The following is a 17,357-nucleotide window of genomic DNA, read 5'->3' as shown; positions in this document are numbered from 1 at the left end:
AATGCAAGGTTTAACAAAAGTAATCGAACAATTTCCAGAACATGCCGAAATCATAGTGGCATTTGCCAAACTTGAAAAACATCTATTTTTCATATTTAACGACAAAGGCGAGCTTTTAGGCTGTAACTATTCCACTTATGAAGCTTTGGGCTTCTCGACCTACGACGAGTTTTTAGAGTATTATGACGATATGAACAAGCTGGTGGAGCCTAAAGAGGGATGTGTGGACATCTCCGTTGCAGGCTGGATAAATAAACTCGAAGAGGGAAAAGACCACTGCATCGATATAAAGAATAAAGAACAGGAGATAATCCCATGCACCCTCAGATTGCAAAGTTTTGCACTAAACGGTGTCGTGCTTCATCTGATCCTGCTTGAAAATCAGTATATTATCGAAAGAGCGAAAAAGGCGCATGAATATTTTGAGAACTTTAAAAAGCAGTTTTTAAAAAACATATCTCATGAATTTAGAACGCCGATGAACAGTATAATAGGCTTTGCCGAACTTTTAAAGAACACGAATCTCGATAATTCGCAAAAAGAATATGTCAACAATATAGATAGCAGCTCTCATATGATGATGGATAATATAGAAAACCTTCTTGATATGATGCAGATCGAAAGCGGTGTGGTAGAAGTGAAGAACGAACCGTTTTATCCGTTTGAGGAGTTTGAAAGGTTTTTTGGCGAATATTGCAGTATCACAGGCAATAAAAAACTGCAGATATTCTTTCTTATCGATCCTCATATCCCAAAAGAGATGGAAGGGGATTTTTACAAGATAAAAAGAGTTCTGATGAACCTTATATCAAATGCTATGAAGTATTCTAAGGATAAAGACGGCAAGATCGTCGTAGAGCTCAAAGCAAGATATAATCAGGAAAACGTACAGATAGAGTATTCCGTGAGCGACAACGGTATAGGGATATCGCAGGATAAACTAAAAACGATATTAAGACCTTTTGCCGCCGTCTATGAAAAGCAAAGAGTGGCTGAAAGCGGTATCGGTATAGGTCTGAACTTGTCACATAGACTCTTAAGTATGCTCGGTTCGAAACTCAAAGTCAAAAGCCAGCTCGGCAAAGGCAGCCGTTTTTATTTCGAGATAATACACAAGATCGTAGAAAAAACACCGTATGAGTTCGTCTCAGGATCGAAGATTGCCGTGTGGGCGGAAGAGAAAGGTTCGTCCATACAGCAGAAGGTCCTTGAGGAGTATCTCAGAAGATTTGAGGTGAACGTCGTTGAGATCGACGGACTGGCTCATAAAGAGCTGGATTCTTCATTGGCACTGTTTATCCTGACCGATTATATAAGCAGTTCGAGAGTAAGATCCATTAAAACACATTATAAAAACCTGCAGATCGTACAAGTGTGCCATAAAGATGCAAAATCTGGCTGCGAAGCGATCATCGACGAGATAGACGGTTTTGTGATACTTCCTCTTCTGCCGCATAAACTTTACGATGTATTGAAGGTTTTATGGAAAAAAGCTTCGCCGAGCAAATTAAAATATTCGACGTTCAAAAACCTTGATTCAAAATTGTACTCGGCTAAAATACTGATAGCCGAAGACAATGAGATCAACAGGAAACTTTTGCGCACCATCCTTGAAAATGAGAACTATAGCGTATCTACCGCCGATAACGGGCAGATGGCTATAGATATGTTCTTAAAAGAGGATTTCGATCTTGTTCTTATGGATATCGATATGCCTGTAATGGACGGTATTGTAGCAACGAGACTGATAAAAGAGTATGACAAAAAAAGAAAAGTTTTTACCCCGGTAATCGCTTTGACGGCGCATGCTCTTTCGGGTGACAGAGAGAGGATATTAAGTGCAGGACTGGATGCGCATCTTGCAAAACCGATAGACAGAGAGTTTTTGCTGCAGGTAATTGACAGGTATTTAAGCGAAAAGTTAACAAATAGGACCAATTTGGATAATTTTGTTTAATAATTGTTAACATATAAGCTATAAACTACTATTATAAAGAAAAGAAAAAAAAGGGAATATATGAATATAGCACAAAAAGTTTTAACTACTGCCGCTTTGGTTGCAACGACTTTAAGCGCGAGTACACTTGTAACGGTAAACGGTAAAGCGATAACTTCAGATGAGGTAAACGAAGCGTTGATGCAGGCGACTCAGGGCAGATTCAAATCACTGCCTCAAGATAAGCAGCAGCAGCTCGGACAACGTATACTTCAAGAGATGGTTATGCAAGAAGTCGTATATAACGATGCTAAAAAGCAGGGAATAGACAAAAGCAAAGAGTTTAAAGAGGAACTGGCAAAGATTACCGAACAGATCAAAAAAAGACTTGCAGTACAGTTGTGGCAGAAAAAAGTAGCCGACAAGATAAGCGTAACGGATAAAGAGATAAAAGATTATTACACAAAAAATAAATCGGAATTCCAAGAAAAAGAGCGTGTTCATGCGTACCATATCTTAGTCAAAACAGAAGATGAAGCCAAAAAGCTCATAGGAGAGATGAAATTCTTAAAAGGCAGCGATCTTGAAAAGAAATTCTTTGAACTGGCAAAAGCCAACTCTACAGGACCGTCTGCTTCAAAAGGCGGAGATTTAGGAACATTTACGCAAGGTCAAATGGTTCCCGCGTTTGACAAAGCGGTGTTTGGCATGGATGTAGGAACGATAACTCCGACACCTGTAAAAAGTGAGTTTGGGTATCATATCATCTATCTTAAAGATAAAAAACCGGCGCGTACCCTGTCATTAAACGAAGTAAAAAACTTTATCGAACAGCGTCTGAAAATGGATAAATTTAAAACGGTAGTTCAAGCTAAAATGCAAGAACTTGAAAAATCTGCACAAATTGTACCGGCTAAAAAATAACATAACTTCTTTATCGTCCATCCAAGAGTATCCTCTTGATGGACGTCTCTTCTACGTTAAAAGAGACGATCTGATAGACCCCTATTTGAGCGGAAACAAATATCGAAAACTCTATACTCTTATTCATACCCCCGAATCGAGATTCAATACAATAATTTCTTACGGCGGTACACAATCAAACGCGATGCTTGCCATCGCCGCGCTCTGCAAAACGAAAGGCTGGAGATTTGAGTACTATACGAAATCTCTGCATATAAAAGAAAATCCGAATTCCAATTACGCAATGGCCCGCGGGCTTGGAATGATCCATAAAGAGCTTGAAGAGGAGTTATATAAAGACTACATATCCTCTTTGATGCTGAACCTTGATGAAAAGAGTTTTGTTTTGCATCAGGGCGGTGCGGATAAAAGTGCAAAAGCGGGGGTGGAAGAGTTAGCGCAAGAGATAAGAGAATCGGGCTTGCATATAAGAAGTCTGGCAACCCCTTCAGGTACCGGAACGACAGCGCTGTATCTGGCTTTGGCTTTGCCTGAATACAAGATATACACGACTCCCGCGATAGGTGATAAGAGCTATCTTATACAGCAGATGTCCGCACTTGAAAAGATACCAGAGAATCTGATCGTGCTTGAATGTGAAAAAAAGTATCATTTTGCAAAACCCTACAAAGAGTTTATCGAGATATATCAAAAACTTAAAAAAGGCGGTATCGAGTTTGATCTGGTCTATGCCCCTAAACTGTGGAAGATGATTTTGGAAAAAACGGATGAAGAGATACTCTACATCCACAGCGGCGGAACCACCGGGAATGTAAGTATGCTGGAGAGATACAGATATAAAGGTCTAATTTCTGTTTAGTGCGTTGAGGTCGCTGAAAGCGACTTTCACACGCTCGATCAGGGATACTTGTCCTGCTCTTAGCCATTTTCTCGGATCATAATATTTTTTATTCGGTTTTTCGTCGCCTTCAGGATTTCCGATCTGTCCTTGAAGGTAGTCTTTATACTTTTGGGCATATTCTTTTACGCCCGCCCAAGTAGCCCACTGGGTATCGGTATCGATGTTCATTTTGATGACACCGTAGCCGATCGCTTCGCGGATCTCTTCGAGAGTCGAACCGCTGCCGCCGTGAAAGACGAAGTTTACGGGTTTCTCTTCGGTATTGTATTTTTCCTGAATATATTTTTGAGAATTGTCCAAGATCTTTGGAGTAAGCACCACGTTACCAGGTTTATATACGCCATGAACGTTTCCAAAAGAAGCGGCTATCGTAAATCTGTCGCTTACCGACGAGAGTTTTTCATATGCAAAAGCCACCTCTTCGGGTTGTGTATAAAGAAGTGAATTGTCAAGATGGGTATTGTCGACGCCGTCCTCTTCTCCACCCGTCACGCCGAGTTCTATCTCCAACGTCATACCAATCTTGTCCATACGTGCAAGATACTCTTTACACGTAGCAACGTTCTGCTCGATAGGTTCTTCCGAAAGATCAAGCATATGGGAGCTAAACAGCGGTTTGCCCGTTTGCTCAAAATGTTCTTCTCCGGCATCAAGCAATGCATCTATCCAAGGCAGAAGTTCACGTGCGGCATGATCTGTGTGAAGTATAACGGGAATGCCGTAAGCTTCAGCTATCATATGAACATGCTTTGCTCCCGATATCGCACCCAGTATCGCAGCTTTTTCGTTCTCGTTGCTTAAGCCTTTTCCTGCATAGTAGCTGGCGCCCCCGTTTGAAAACTGAATGATCACGGGAGAATTTACCAGTTTAGCCGCTTCCAGCACGCCATTTATCGAATCAGTCCCGACAACATTAACGGCAGGAATCGCAAAACCGACTGCTTTAGCGGTCTTATATACTAAACTAACGTCATCACCGGATAGTACGCCGGGTTTTACTAAATCAAGAATACATTTACTCATAATCTCATTTGCCTTAATTTTTTTGATTTATTATTATACAAAAGAGTTCTTTTAATATTCCTTTTGATTTTTCTTTTAATATTCCTTTTGATATGCTACAATTGTGAGACAAAATCTTATAAGGGTGTTTTATGCTTTCAACAGTCAAGTCCAAGATAATCTTTTCGACAATAGCAGTCAGTATATTAAGTATTATAGGTGTGTATATTTATCTTTCAGAGACTTTCAATGAATTTTCAAATAAAACCGCTCAAAAATCTTTACATATGCTTAGTGATTCCGTTTTTCAAACCCTTTCCAGAAGTATGCTTGCCGGAGATCCTGCAGTAGTCGAAGAAACGTTAAAGCAGTCTCAAGAGATAATCAAAGGGATAGACAACATAAGCGTTGCCAAATCGAAAAAGGTTATCGAGCTGTTCGGCCTGCAGGCAAAATTTACAGACGATCCTCTTGTAGAAAAAGTGTTTGAAACAAGAAAAAATGATATCATCGAATCAAACGTCGGGCACCATACGATAAGATTGTTGAAACCTTTGATAGCGAACAAAAGCTGTTTGGAATGCCATGTAAACACACAAGTAGGAGATGCTCTTGGCGTCATGGATATGACGGTGTCGCTTGCAGGCAACGATGCAGATATCTCTCATACGAAGATGACACTTCTTATGTATCTGACGGGTGCATGTCTTATTTTCGTCGCTCTTGTTATGTGGTTCTTCTCAAAAGCGGTTATAAATCCTTTGGAAAACTTAGGCTGCCGCGCACATTCTTTGGTTGAAGGCGACAAAGACTTAACGAAACGTATCAATGTATCGGGCAAGGACGAGTTTGCATATGCGGCATCCTCGGTGAACAGTTTCATAGAAGTTGTACAAGATACGATAAACGAAGTGAAAAATCTGGGTGAACAAAACATCAATATAGCAAAGAACATGTCAAGTCAGGCTGAGTTGATAAATAAAAGTATCTCCGGCGAGAGGGATATAGTAAATCAGACGACACAAAAAACAGGTTCTATTAAAGATATTCTAAACAGATCGATCGATGTTACGAAAGAGACGCAGGAACATATCTCATCTGCGAATCAAGAGCTTTTAACGGCAAAAGACGCTCTTAGCCATCTGGTAGGAAGGGTCGATGAATATATGGAGGTCGAGAGCGAACTGGCTTCACAGCTCGGCGGACTCAAAAATGATGCCGATCAGGTAAAAGAGGTACTCGATATCATCAAAGATATAGCAGACCAGACCAATCTTCTGGCACTCAATGCTGCGATCGAAGCGGCACGTGCGGGTGAGCATGGCCGTGGATTTGCGGTTGTTGCCGATGAGGTAAGAAAACTTGCCGAGAGAACGCAAAAAAGTTTGATGCAGATCGAGATAAGCGTAGGAACGATCGTTCAGTCCATTAACGACGTAAGCGACTCGATGGGGCAGAACGCTTCAAATCTTTCTGCTTTGACGGAGATCTCATCTGATGTCGAAAGCAAGATAAACACGACCTCAGAAGCTATGAACTTCTCAATAGAAGTTGCGGACAAATCTTTTGACGATACGCAGGAGATAGTTAAAAATATCGAATGGATAATCGAGAGAATAAACAAGATAGACGAGTATTCAAAACAAAACGAAAACAGTGTAAACCTTATAGACACGGAATCGTCAAAACTCCTAGAGGTTGCCAATTCGCTTAAATCCAGAATAGACGAGTTTAGAAGTTAAAATATATGTACTGCCAGCCAAAGGGTCTTTTCGTCCGTCGAGATGACCCGGTGCGGCGTATTTGCTTTTATAAATATAAAATCTCCTTCATTTAACGTATGCCTGACATCTCCGATCTCCAGTACCGCACTGCCTGTTAAAACAGCGACCCACTCATCGTGATCTTGATCGTACAAGACTCCGTTTTCAATACTGTTCGAGTGTATAAACTCTATCTTTACGTTTTTGTGCGATAAGAGTGTTTTAAAAAGTTCTTTCCCTCTTTTTGGAGAATTGATATCTTCGAATATGTTCCGCACTCTGTTCTTCATAATCCGTATTATAGTATAAAACGTATTTATACTGTTGTCAGGGCTTTTAAAGTATACTTGCACAATAAAATGAGATTGTGGTTTCGGAAAGATATATGAAAAATATAATATTAATAGGTTTTATGGGTGTAGGCAAGGGCAGTGTTGCCCGTGAAATGGTAAAACAGGCGGATATAGTCGCAATAGATACCGATGATATCATTGAGAGTATGGAAAACAGGACAATAAAAAAGATATTTGCGACAGAGGGCGAAAAATATTTCAGAGACATAGAAGCAAAGGTGGCAAAATGGCTTGAAAAAAGTGTCGAAGATACGCTGATTTCTACGGGCGGAGGATTTTATAAAGTAAAGAACCTTAAAAAGATAGGAACCGTCGTTTTTCTTGATTCACCTTTTGATAAGATATATGAGCGTATAATAAATCATCCGAAAGCTCAGAACAAGATAAAAAAACGTCCGCTTTTCCAAGATCTGGAAAAAGCCAGAGAGCTGTATGAACAAAGATATCCGCAATACCAAAAAGCGGCGGACATTACGATCGACGTGACGGATAAAAGTGTAGAAAAGATAGTAAAAGAGATACTAAGAAAGGTAAAGTTATGAAAAAAATAATATGGAGTCTTTTATTCCTGTTTTCAAGTTTGTTTGCAAGTGAGTTGCATTTAGAAAAAAGTTTTAAAGACGCTGTCGCTCATGCACAAAGTGCAGGGAAACCTATGATGTTTATTCTTTCGCGACATACCTGCAGATACTGTGTACTGCTTGAAAGAACGACTCTTTCAGACAGCGGTGTGATAAACGAGTTGAACAAAAATTTTGTTACATATATCGCGTATACGGATGACGGCGACTACTGCCCCGAAGAGTTCTGGCGTCCCGGAACGCCTACCCTTTGGTTTTTAGACGACAAGGGAGAACCTCTAAGCAAGCCTATCATGGGTGCGATAGATGCAAAAAATCTTCTTAAAGCCTTGGATATTATAAAAGGAAGATTTCAAAAAGTGAAAAAGCTGGATAAATACAACTATACTAGAAATAAGTTATGATTTTTTATAAAAATATATAGGAATAGATATGATCTTCACAAATACGTCCGAAAAGGATTTCGATAATAAATTTAACGACCTGCTTAGCCGCGGTAAGATGGATATAGAACATGTAAGCGGAATCGTGGGCAACATAATAAACGAAATAAAAAAAGACAAAAACAGTGCGTTAAAAGCGCATATTGCAAAGTTTGACAAATGGACTCCGCAAAATGACGATGATCTTAAGATCGATACGAAACTCATGCAGCAGGCCTACGATGTATTGGATGCCGATCTGAAAAACTCACTGCACCTGGCATACGAGCGTATCAAAGCCTATCATGAAAAACAAAAACCGAAAAGCTGGTTCGATACGGAGAGCAACGGAACCATTCTCGGACAAAAAGTGACGCCGGTAGATTCTGCCGGATTATATATCCCTGGCGGAAAAGCGGCGTATCCCTCTTCGCTTTTGATGAACGTTATCCCGGCTCAAGTCGCAGGCGTCGAAAAGATAGTGGTCTGTACACCGACGCCGGATAATGAACCAAACGAACTTCTGCTTGCGGCTTGTCATTTGTGCGGTGTCAGTGAAGTATACAAAGTGGGCGGAGCAAGTGCGATCGCCGCTATGGCGTACGGTACAGAAACGATCCCGAAAGTGGACGTCATCACGGGTCCTGGAAACATCTTTGTCGCGACTGCCAAAAAAATGGTGTTTGGGGATGTGAACATAGATATGATAGCAGGACCGAGCGAGATAGGTATCCTTGCCGATGAAAGTGCGAACACGAATCATCTTGCGATCGATATGCTTTCGCAAGCCGAACATGACGAGATGGCGAGTTCGATCCTTATCACTCCTTCACAACGAATTGCAGACGAAGTAAAAGTCGAGATCGAGAAATGGCTTTTAAAACTCCCGCGCGAAGAGATAGCAAGAAAATCGATCGAAGAACGAGGCGCGATCATAGTGACAAAAGATATGGACGAGGCGGTCAAACTTATGAACGAGATAGCTCCCGAGCATCTTGAAGTCGCGACGAACAACCCATTTGAGCTTCTTGCCTCGATCAAACATGCCGGAGCGATTTTCTTGGGCCACTACACTCCAGAAGCAGTAGGCGATTATGTTGCCGGACCGAACCATACGCTTCCTACCGGAGGCACGGCAAAATTCTACTCTCCTTTGGGGGTTGAGAACTTTATGAAGAAAAGTTCCATCATCTCTTTTAGCTCGGCTGCGATCAATGAGATCGGCGAAGCATGTGCACTAATTGCAAATACGGAAAGTTTGACAGCACATGAGCAATCGGTCCGAGTCCGCTTAAAGTAAAAAACAGAGCTTAATGTCAACTTAAATTTAACATAATATTAAGTAAAATTGATGAATCCTTTTTTAAAGGATTCTGCTTTCAGTTATAAAAAAAAATAATCTTGCTCCTTTATTGCACAATTGCGAATTTATCACACTTTTATCAAAAAAAATATCAAATTTTAGTTTCAGTTAAAGAAACATTGGTTAAGATCGAAATAGCGAAAATGCTGTGAGAGACGTATTTTACGGTATCTTTATAATAAAAATTAGTTCGACTAATAAAACGCTAAAATATCTACTTGGTAGGTGAAGGAGAGTATATGCAATTGGGCTTTCTAGTTGATTTGCATCTTTGTATGGGATGTAAAGGTTGTGAAATCGCATGTAAAGTGGAAAACGAAGTTCCGCTAAGTACATGGAGACTTCGCGTTAAGTATGTGGATGTTGGAATGTACCCGGAAACGAAGCGTACATTTACACCGTTACGTTGTAACCATTGTGCGAATGCGCCATGTGAACGTATATGTCCGGTCAGTGCCCTGCACTATATTGAAAACGGAATCGTAAATATAGATAAAGAGCGTTGTATCGGATGTGCAGGTTGTATCATGGCTTGTCCGTACGGAGCTATTTATATCGATCCTGAAACTCAAACAGCTGATAAATGTACATATTGTGCACATCGTATCGCTTCTAGTATGATGCCTGCTTGTGTTGTGGCTTGTCCTGTACAGGCAAACATATTCGGCGATTTGGACGATCCGACATCAGAGATCAGCAGATACATTCAAGACCATCATGATACAAGAGTGAGAAAACCTGAAAAAGGAACGAATCCTCATCATTATTACGTAGGCGGCGGAGACGTGAATCTTAATCCGTTGGCGTCAGAGCGCGTTGAAGGTTATTCATTGTTCAATAACATAACACACTTACCGGTAGGAGGGCACCATTAATGCATGCAGCAATTGAAGCAACAAATGCGGTAGTAACTCTAGATGTAGGCTTGCCAGGCATCGTATGGGGTTGGATTATTACTATGAACATGTGGGCGAAAAGTATTGGTACGGGTGTTATCTTCTTACTTTTTTATCTACTGAAAAAATATCCGAACGAAGCCGGATATCTGCGTTTTCCGGTAACGGTGGTATCACTTGTATTTATACATATATTCCTGCTGTTTACCGTGATCGACCTGCACCATATCTTTAGGTTCTGGCATATATTCACGCAGCCTCATTTTACATCGGCGATCACGGTCGGCGCTTGGATCGTGACCGGTTTGGTGGCCTTGCTGTTCCTGATGGCATTTACCGTGTTTATTAAGAAAAATACGGCATCTTTTGACAAGATGCTTACTTGGGCTGTTGTGATCTCTATCCCTGTTACGCTTTACACGGCGGCGATCATGGCCGAAGCTACTGCCCGCGAACTGTGGCAGATGCCTACAGAAGCTGTTCAGATGCTTCTAGCGGCAACGCTGACAGGATCTGCAACACTGATTTTGATGGGCGGCAGATTGTCTTACGAAGCAAAAAGAGATCTTGGTCTCATCCTGGGTCTTAGTGCCTTCGTGGCTTTCATAGTATATATGAGCGAGATGGTGTTTGGACCGATGAAAGGCGAAGAGATCATCGTGACGCTTCAAGCGGTCAAAGGTGCGGGTCAGTACACGACTATGTTCTGGATAGGACAAGCTGCGGCTTTCATCCTGCCTATGGTTTTAGTTCTACTTAGTATCTCCAGTAGAAGTGAAAGTTTATTGAAGTTGGCTTCTATACTGGCAATTGCAGGTCTCTGGATTGTCAAATATGTATGGCTGGTTATTCCACAATTATTAAACTTGAGTTAAAGAGGTAATAGATGTATTTAGAAAGAAGAACATTTTTAAAAGGCGCTGCATTTTCAGTTGCTGGCGTCACATTAGCAAGAGGTGTATTTAGTACGGATGCCGTAGCGGAATCTGTTACTGAATCAAAATTTACCAATACGCCGGATTCTTTGTCATTTTATCCTCCTCAAAAAGAGTGGGATCATTTTGCCGAACTTGACGGTACTGATTGGAAACGCGGCGGTATCGAACGCCACGGCGTAAAAAGCAAAGAAAATCCGGACGGTATACAGGTAAACAACTATACGATCGTTCCTACGGTCTGTTCGAACTGTGAAGCGGGATGTGGGCTTACTGCATGGGTCAACAAAGATACCATGACGGTACGTAAATATATGGGTAACCCTTTACACACGGGTTCTCGCGGACGTAACTGTGCAAAAGGGTATGCGGTTACTTCTCAGATGTACGATCCGGATCGTATACCGTTCCCGCTTAAACGTGCACCGGGTTCTAAACGCGGTGAAGGGAAATGGGTTCGTGCAACTTGGGATGAGGCTATGGCCGATATCGGTAAAAAGATGCATGATACTCTTAAAGTCGGCGATGAGCTGTCTAGAAAATCGATCATGTATCATGTCGGACGTCCGAACGAGAACGGTTTTGGTCACCGTGTATCGCATGTTATGGGTACAGACGGATTTAACTCTCATACGAACATCTGTTCTGCAGGTGCACGTGAGGCTACGATCCAATGGGCCAACGATGACAGAAACTCTCCGGACTGGGCAAATGCAGACTTGATCTTTTTACAATCGTCTCATGCAGCCGATTCCGGTCACTACTTTCAACAATCGGCTGCTTACATTGCAGATGCAAGAAGAAAAGGTGCAAAACTCGTCGTAATCGATCCTCGTATGAGTAACTCTGCAGGTATGGCAGATCTTTGGTTACCGGTATGGCCGGGTACGGAAGCAGCGCTTTATCTTCACCTCGCCAATCGTATCTTAAACGAAAAAGATATAGACGGTAATGATTATGTTGCTCATGATTTCGTTAAAGAGTGGGTAAACTGGGATCGTCTGATGGCGAATAAAGAGTATCTTAAAAAGATGGTAAGCTACGGCTATATCTCTAAGATGCCAAAAGGTAACAGCTATAAAGATTTCATCGCTTTAGCTAGAGAACTTTACGCTCCGTATACTGCGGAATTCGTAGTCAAAGAGTGTAAGATGGAAGGCATGGAGTATAAACTAGATGAACTCTGGGATATGTTTATTTTCGCAGGCGACAAGATAGCGACTTACCTATGGCGTGCCGGTGCAATGGGACACCGCGGCGGCTGGATGAACACACGTGCAGGCTTCTTGCCGTTGGTTCTTCGCGGTGCGTTACGCGGTGATGTCGGTGGAACAGGTATGCACCACTGGCATGAGATCGGTGTTGCGGGTAAAGGCGATAAAGCGACCGTAGCTGGTGAAAAAGCTCCAAAAGTCGATGTCTGGAACGAACTTATGTGGCCGCCGGAATATCCGCTTTCTACATATGAGATGAGTTACCTGCTTCCTCACCTGCTCATGGATACCGAGTGGCAGCAAAAATGGAAAGCAAAAGGGCTTAACGTCCCGACCAAGCTTGCCGTATGGTTCCCTCGTATGTATAACCCGGTATGGATCAATCCAGACGGGTTCAGATGGATCCAAGCGATTAAAGACGAGTCTAAGGTCGAGATGTCATTTAACCTTTCTCCTACATGGAGTGAGACAAACTGGTATTGTGATTACATCCTTCCTGTAGGTCTTGCAGGTGAGCGTAACGATCAGCAGTCGACTCCATCTAAGCCGGAACAGCGTATAGAGTTCCGTCAAGCGGTACTTCGTGTCGCGGCTGAGAAAATGGGATGGAAAGCAAAAGATCCTGCACGTGCGACGTTAGAAGCACACATGAAATACGGTCTGGGCGAGATCTGGGAAGAAACGGAGTTCTGGGCAAATATCATGGTTCACCATGTCGACCCGGACGGAAGCTTGGGCATCCGTAAACACTGGGCATCTAAAAAAGATCCGTCTCGTGCCGTAACTGTACCGGAATATTTCGATGCGGCTATGAGTTTGCTTCCGAGACTAAACGATACGGCTAAAAGACTGTATGCGAACTCAGAGTTCCCTGTTTACGAGTATATGCGTGACCACGGTGCTTGGACTGAGAAAACTCATGTCTATAAACCGCAGGAAGAGGAACTTAGATTCGATGGAAGCAACTATATCGTACACGGTAAAAAAGTTCCTAAACATGAAGTTACCAAAGATAAGTTCGGAACATTATGGATGGAAGAGGGCGGACGTAAACAGTCTATCGGTATAGATATCAACGGTAAGCTTCATGAAGGTTTCCATACACTAAGTAAAAAACTTGAGTTCTTCTCTGAGTGGTTTGCAGAATGGAAATGGCCAGAATACGCTGTTCCTGTGTATCCGCGTAATGAAGGCGAATACGAGAAGATGAAACATATCGTGACTCAGGTACACCATACGCACTTAAAAGGCGACAATGAGTTTGCACTAAATACGATTTACAGATTACCGTATAATATCCATACGCGTTCTGTAAACTCCAAACATCTTATGGAGATATCTCAAAACCATAATCCGGTCTGGATATATACAAAAGATGCAGAGAAACTCGGAATCAAACGCGGTGACGCTATTCGCGTGAAAATCACGGATACCGTTTCCGGTTTAGACAGCGGTTATTTCGTAGCTATGGCCGTGCCGACCGAGGCGACCCGTCCGGGTGTTCTTGCTTGTTCTCACCATGCCGGCCGTTGGAAACTCAAAGATTCCGTAGAGATTCCAGGGTTTAACCATAAACTTGGAATCATGGGTCTTGGTGCTCCTAGATACGATATGACGAACGACGGCAAAGTCGGTACGTTAAAACCTGTCGAAGGGATACGTCCTCGTCATGATGTCTGGCAGTTCAAAGAGTACAATAAAGATCTTGACAATATCTGGTGGGACGGATTGAGCGGTGCATGGCAAAATGCCGTTATCCCTCCGCATCCGGATCCTATCGCAGGTCATAACTCTTGGCATCAAAAAGTGACTATCGAAAAAGCGAAAGTCGATGACAAGATAGGCGATATCGTCGTTAATTATGCGAATAACTTCAAGATCTATCAGGCGTGGAGAGATGAGTTTACCCGTCCGCTTCAAGCAGGCGATACGCTTCGTCGTCCGCGTCATATGCCGCGTCCGGCTGTTCCTCTTTCGGAAAAAGCTTACGCAGTCAAGATTAAAGACGTATAATTTAATAATTAAAGCCCGCATCAAGCGGCGCTTTAATATACTTCAAAAACATTTCTCCAAAAGGTACCTTATCGATGCAAGCAACCCTTAAAACCGAACAATTATCACGCGTTAACCTGTATGCTCTTATATCTCGTATATTAATGAATGAAATCGATGAAACGTTGCTAAAATCAATAGTCGAAGATGAAAATATATTATCTTTTTTTCCGTCGTTTAAAGACTGGGGAAAACGTAAAGAATTAAATTCTAAAGACTTGATTGAAAAATATTTAAATGTTGATTTTACTAACCTTTTTTTACTTCATTTAGTTCCTTATGAATCGTTTTATCTCAGAGAGGATCAGATGATGGAAACAGGCGGAGACAATCCGGTTCAGGTTCTTTATAATGATTTTGACTTTAGAGTCGAACTTGATAAAGCACGCGTTATGAGTGCGGATCATATCGGGGTGGAACTTGAATTCATGTATAAGCTTTGCGAAGCGGAATACAAAGCAATTGAAGACGGCGAGTTCAAGATTGCCGCGGAGATAGCGGAGATAGAATACAACTTCTTAAAAGAGCATATTCTCGAATGGGCTCCGATGTTTTTGCTTAACGTAAAATCTGAAGCGGGTACCGCATTTTATTTCGATGCGGCGGAACTGGCTTTGGAATTCATGATGAGTGATTTTGAATATCTCACCGCATTGAAAAATAACGGATACGACTATAACGCATGAGTTTGCTTTCATTAGATATCTCCAAATGTGTCCATACCAGCAATAAGCTCTCGGCATGTGAAAGCTGCGTGAGTGCTTGTCCGGTAGATACCATAAAGGTACAGGACAATGTAGTCTCTTTTATTCCCAGCGAATGTGTGGGCTGCGGCGGCTGTGGTGCCGCTTGTCCGACTGCAGCGTATACTTTGGACGATTTTAACCCTATCAACTATATATTTAAGTTCTTAGAAGAGGACAAAGAGGTACTGACCTGTAAAAGCGAGCTTCCGTGTATTGCCGCATTCAGCGCAGATGAACTTCTCAGTCTCTCACTTTTTAGTAAAGAGGAGATAACTCTTGATATCGGACCGTGTGCGGAATGCGCGATCGCAAAGACCAATCTGCAGATCATAAAGGACAGAGCAGAGGAGGCGAACTTCTTGCTTGAGGCGATGATGCAGACAAAACGTCTGCATGTCAAAACGCTTTCTTACACGCTTGAGGAGGAAACAAAGGCGATATCAAGACGCGATCTGCTTACAAAAGACTCTGTAAAGCGCGTTTCACAGATAAAACAGCAGTTTTTAAACAGAGTGGACGAAGGGGACGACGAAATAAAGTTACATAATGTCACCACAGCCGATATCGTCAAAATAAAACAGAAAAAAGTGCCTGATAGAAGAAGTCTGCTTTTAATGGCGTTAAAACGTGCGGACGTTCCTCAAGAATTTCATATTATCAGCGCCAAAGATATCTCTTTTATCTCTCAAAAAGAGCTTGATGCACAAACGTGTACGAACTGCCAGATGTGTTACAGGATCTGTCCTACCGGAGCGCTCAGTTCAGATATAAAAGGTTCTTTTATCGCCTTTAATCCGCTCGCTTGTGTAAAGTGTCAAAGCTGTCATGACGTCTGTGAGCCCGGCTCATTAATGCTTAAACAGACGTTTAATCTTAAAAACTTTTTTGAGCCGAAAGCGGAAGAGCTTATTAGGTTCGATATGAAAAGATGCAACGAATGCAACACCCCTTTTGCCTACAGAGGCGGAGAGATCTTGTGTAACAGATGTATGACCGAAGAGGAAGAAGCTAGAGAACTATGGGGAGTCAGATGAACGAAGAAAACAGTATGAACCTTGACGACAGAATAGGAAAAGAGACCATTTTATACGGTTATATTGCAGTGTCCGCATCGCAAAACAGGCTCAGCCACAACTTTAATAAAGCGTTAAAAGAGCAAAGTATAGATGGAATGATGATACCGATGAACATCAGAGAAGACGATTTTTATTTTACTCTTGCGAATATGAAAAAATCGCATGTCAACGGTGCCGTGCTCAGCCTCGAATATCAAAAAGAGATACTCGATCTGCTTGACGACTCCTCAGAGACGGTAAAGAAAAGCGGCGGGTGTGATTTTGTAAAAAGAGAGGGGCAGACCCTTCGCGGTTATTTTATATCTGCCGATGTCGTAAAAGAGTTTATAAAAGCGCATAAAAACATAAAAAAGATAGCAATCATAGGCGATGAGCCGCTCGCACGCGGACTGGCACTGTTGCTAAAAGATTGCGAAGTTTCTTTTTACGACAAAGAGATAGAGAAGCTTCTGGCAATGAGCCGGGACCTGCATATGGACATAGATATAAACTATCTTTCACCTAACGGAATCGATTTCAGCGGATATGATATGCTCATAGATACGACGACCGATGATATATCATCGGCCGTAGCAAAGCCTTCAGCGATGAACCTTGATCTAAAAGATTCAAAAAGCTTTTCAAATCTGAAAAGCTTTGAAGGCTATAGAGGGTTTGATAATCTGCTGGATTTTTTTACAATACATTTAATTGAGGATATAAAATAATGGATATTAAAGATCTAAATGAACTGAGAAACGAGTTTGAGGCACTTCAAAAAAATATGCAGCAAGAAAGCTGTGTTGACGATAGCTGTGTAACTGACGAAAGCCGTGAGGATTATCCCGATTATCTTGTGGCTATGTACAAAGAGGTGATGCCTCCTGCAAAGAGCGGTGTTTATTTTTCAAGATGGGATCTCAAAGCGATGGCAGCAGAGCTGGATGAGCATTTTGCGCTTGACATCAGAGAAAGAATGTTCCAAAACTTTATGAAATGGGTTTCAAACCCTGACGATATGAGGCTTGTTATGGATCAGTTCGTTAAAAATATGGATATGAAATGCGATCTTTATCGTGAGTATTCTGAACGGTTCCCTTCTACAAAGCCGATCTTCGACAAAAAAATAGCAAAAGCGCAAAGTACTAAAAAATATCTTGACAAAGTATTTACCGAGTTCTTTACATGAATTAAAAGTTCCGGAAATATCTCCG

General features: G+C 41.9%; 16 protein-coding genes. 14 read left to right on the top strand and 2 right to left on the bottom strand.

The window, feature by feature from the left end:
- The first annotated feature begins 1 nt into the window (after position 1).
- The 3 genes from WCY03_RS08615 to WCY03_RS08605 are packed head-to-tail and all read left to right on the top strand — an operon-like array spanning position 2 to position 3,719.
- The gene (locus WCY03_RS08615) at positions 2–1,957 is read left to right on the top strand and encodes a response regulator (RefSeq protein ID WP_345992085.1); all 1,956 of its coding nucleotides are present in this window, start codon (positions 2–4) and stop codon (positions 1,955–1,957) included.
- Between the two features lie 60 nt (positions 1,958–2,017).
- Positions 2,018–2,860: a peptidyl-prolyl cis-trans isomerase gene (locus WCY03_RS08610; protein WP_345992083.1), complete on the top strand. Its 843-nt coding sequence runs from the start codon at positions 2,018–2,020 to the stop codon at positions 2,858–2,860.
- Positions 2,823–3,719, top strand: a complete 897-nt coding sequence (locus WCY03_RS08605) for a 1-aminocyclopropane-1-carboxylate deaminase (protein ID WP_345992081.1) — start codon at positions 2,823–2,825, stop codon at positions 3,717–3,719. The genes WCY03_RS08610 and WCY03_RS08605 overlap by 38 nt, the downstream gene beginning before the upstream one ends.
- On the opposite strand, the gene fbaA is transcribed toward WCY03_RS08605, so the two are convergent.
- A complete protein-coding gene (gene fbaA / locus WCY03_RS08600; protein ID WP_345992079.1) occupies positions 3,705–4,784 on the bottom strand; it encodes a class II fructose-bisphosphate aldolase in 1,080 nt (359 codons plus the stop codon). The two genes, WCY03_RS08605 and fbaA, sit on opposite strands and share 15 nt — an antisense overlap.
- 131 nt (positions 4,785–4,915) lie before the next feature.
- On the opposite strand from fbaA, the gene WCY03_RS08595 reads away from it, so the two are divergent.
- Complete coding sequence (locus tag WCY03_RS08595; protein ID WP_345992078.1) at positions 4,916–6,505, top strand: methyl-accepting chemotaxis protein; 1,590 nt, start codon at positions 4,916–4,918, stop codon at positions 6,503–6,505.
- On the opposite strand, the gene WCY03_RS08590 is transcribed toward WCY03_RS08595, so the two are convergent.
- Complete coding sequence (locus WCY03_RS08590) at positions 6,502–6,804, bottom strand: cupin domain-containing protein (RefSeq protein WP_345992076.1); 303 nt, start codon at positions 6,802–6,804, stop codon at positions 6,502–6,504. The genes WCY03_RS08595 and WCY03_RS08590 overlap by 4 nt on opposite strands.
- Before the next feature lie 107 nt (positions 6,805–6,911).
- Here WCY03_RS08590 and WCY03_RS08585 point away from each other — a divergent pair, with 107 nt between their 5' ends.
- From WCY03_RS08585 to WCY03_RS08540, 10 genes are all read left to right on the top strand, one after another.
- On the top strand, positions 6,912–7,421 hold the full coding sequence (locus WCY03_RS08585; protein ID WP_345992074.1) for a shikimate kinase: 510 nt from the start codon (positions 6,912–6,914) through the stop codon (positions 7,419–7,421).
- Positions 7,418–7,864: a thioredoxin family protein gene (locus WCY03_RS08580; RefSeq protein WP_345992070.1), complete on the top strand. Its 447-nt coding sequence runs from the start codon at positions 7,418–7,420 to the stop codon at positions 7,862–7,864. Before WCY03_RS08585 ends, WCY03_RS08580 begins: the two co-directional genes overlap by 4 nt.
- A 28-nt stretch (positions 7,865–7,892) precedes the next feature.
- On the top strand, positions 7,893–9,182 hold the full coding sequence (hisD, locus tag WCY03_RS08575; protein WP_345992068.1) for a histidinol dehydrogenase: 1,290 nt from the start codon (positions 7,893–7,895) through the stop codon (positions 9,180–9,182).
- Positions 9,183–9,484: 302 nt separating this feature from the next.
- On the top strand, positions 9,485–10,120 hold the full coding sequence (locus WCY03_RS08570) for a 4Fe-4S dicluster domain-containing protein (protein ID WP_345992066.1): 636 nt from the start codon (positions 9,485–9,487) through the stop codon (positions 10,118–10,120).
- Entirely contained in the window at positions 10,120–11,016 is an 897-nt protein-coding gene (gene nrfD / locus WCY03_RS08565; protein WP_345992063.1) for an NrfD/PsrC family molybdoenzyme membrane anchor subunit, read from the top strand. The genes WCY03_RS08570 and nrfD overlap by 1 nt, the downstream gene beginning before the upstream one ends.
- 11 nt (positions 11,017–11,027) lie before the next feature.
- Positions 11,028–14,303, top strand: coding sequence for a molybdopterin-dependent oxidoreductase (locus WCY03_RS08560; protein ID WP_345992061.1), 3,276 nt, complete (start codon positions 11,028–11,030; stop codon positions 14,301–14,303).
- A gap of 143 nt (positions 14,304–14,446) precedes the next feature.
- Complete coding sequence (locus WCY03_RS08555; RefSeq protein WP_345992058.1) at positions 14,447–15,028, top strand: molecular chaperone TorD family protein; 582 nt, start codon at positions 14,447–14,449, stop codon at positions 15,026–15,028.
- Complete coding sequence (locus WCY03_RS08550) at positions 15,025–16,122, top strand: 4Fe-4S dicluster domain-containing protein (protein ID WP_345992056.1); 1,098 nt, start codon at positions 15,025–15,027, stop codon at positions 16,120–16,122. Before WCY03_RS08555 ends, WCY03_RS08550 begins: the two co-directional genes overlap by 4 nt.
- Positions 16,119–16,871 carry a hypothetical protein gene (locus tag WCY03_RS08545; protein ID WP_345992054.1) on the top strand — a complete coding sequence of 251 codons (753 nt, stop codon included), beginning with the start codon at positions 16,119–16,121 and terminating at the stop codon, positions 16,869–16,871. Before WCY03_RS08550 ends, WCY03_RS08545 begins: the two co-directional genes overlap by 4 nt.
- Complete coding sequence (locus WCY03_RS08540) at positions 16,871–17,332, top strand: hypothetical protein (RefSeq protein WP_345992052.1); 462 nt, start codon at positions 16,871–16,873, stop codon at positions 17,330–17,332. The genes WCY03_RS08545 and WCY03_RS08540 overlap by 1 nt, the downstream gene beginning before the upstream one ends.
- Positions 17,333–17,357 lie beyond the last annotated feature (25 nt).

It is taken from the genome of Sulfurimonas sp. HSL-1716 (assembly GCF_039645975.1).
In the GTDB taxonomy this organism is placed as follows: Bacteria; Campylobacterota; Campylobacteria; order Campylobacterales; family Sulfurimonadaceae; genus Hydrocurvibacter; species Hydrocurvibacter sulfurireducens.
This window is presented reverse-complemented; position numbering and strand designations above follow the sequence as displayed.

What these genes read in the sequence shown, in the direction of transcription:
- WCY03_RS08615 (WP_345992085.1), top strand. Translation starts at nt 2, where the DNA reads ATGCAAGGTTTAACAAAAGTAATCGAACAATTTCCAGAACATGCCGAA.
- WCY03_RS08610 (WP_345992083.1), top strand. Translation starts at nt 2,018, where the DNA reads ATGAATATAGCACAAAAAGTTTTAACTACTGCCGCTTTGGTTGCAACG.
- fbaA (WP_345992079.1), bottom strand. Translation starts at nt 4,784, where the DNA reads ATGAGTAAATGTATTCTTGATTTAGTAAAACCCGGCGTACTATCCGGT.
- WCY03_RS08595 (WP_345992078.1), top strand. Translation starts at nt 4,916, where the DNA reads ATGCTTTCAACAGTCAAGTCCAAGATAATCTTTTCGACAATAGCAGTC.
- WCY03_RS08585 (WP_345992074.1), top strand. Translation starts at nt 6,912, where the DNA reads ATGAAAAATATAATATTAATAGGTTTTATGGGTGTAGGCAAGGGCAGT.
- WCY03_RS08580 (WP_345992070.1), top strand. Translation starts at nt 7,418, where the DNA reads ATGAAAAAAATAATATGGAGTCTTTTATTCCTGTTTTCAAGTTTGTTT.
- hisD (WP_345992068.1), top strand. Translation starts at nt 7,893, where the DNA reads ATGATCTTCACAAATACGTCCGAAAAGGATTTCGATAATAAATTTAAC.
- WCY03_RS08570 (WP_345992066.1), top strand. Translation starts at nt 9,485, where the DNA reads ATGCAATTGGGCTTTCTAGTTGATTTGCATCTTTGTATGGGATGTAAA.
- nrfD (WP_345992063.1), top strand. Translation starts at nt 10,120, where the DNA reads ATGCATGCAGCAATTGAAGCAACAAATGCGGTAGTAACTCTAGATGTA.
- WCY03_RS08560 (WP_345992061.1), top strand. Translation starts at nt 11,028, where the DNA reads ATGTATTTAGAAAGAAGAACATTTTTAAAAGGCGCTGCATTTTCAGTT.
- WCY03_RS08555 (WP_345992058.1), top strand. Translation starts at nt 14,447, where the DNA reads ATGAATGAAATCGATGAAACGTTGCTAAAATCAATAGTCGAAGATGAA.
- WCY03_RS08550 (WP_345992056.1), top strand. Translation starts at nt 15,025, where the DNA reads ATGAGTTTGCTTTCATTAGATATCTCCAAATGTGTCCATACCAGCAAT.
- WCY03_RS08545 (WP_345992054.1), top strand. Translation starts at nt 16,119, where the DNA reads ATGAACGAAGAAAACAGTATGAACCTTGACGACAGAATAGGAAAAGAG.
- WCY03_RS08540 (WP_345992052.1), top strand. Translation starts at nt 16,871, where the DNA reads ATGGATATTAAAGATCTAAATGAACTGAGAAACGAGTTTGAGGCACTT.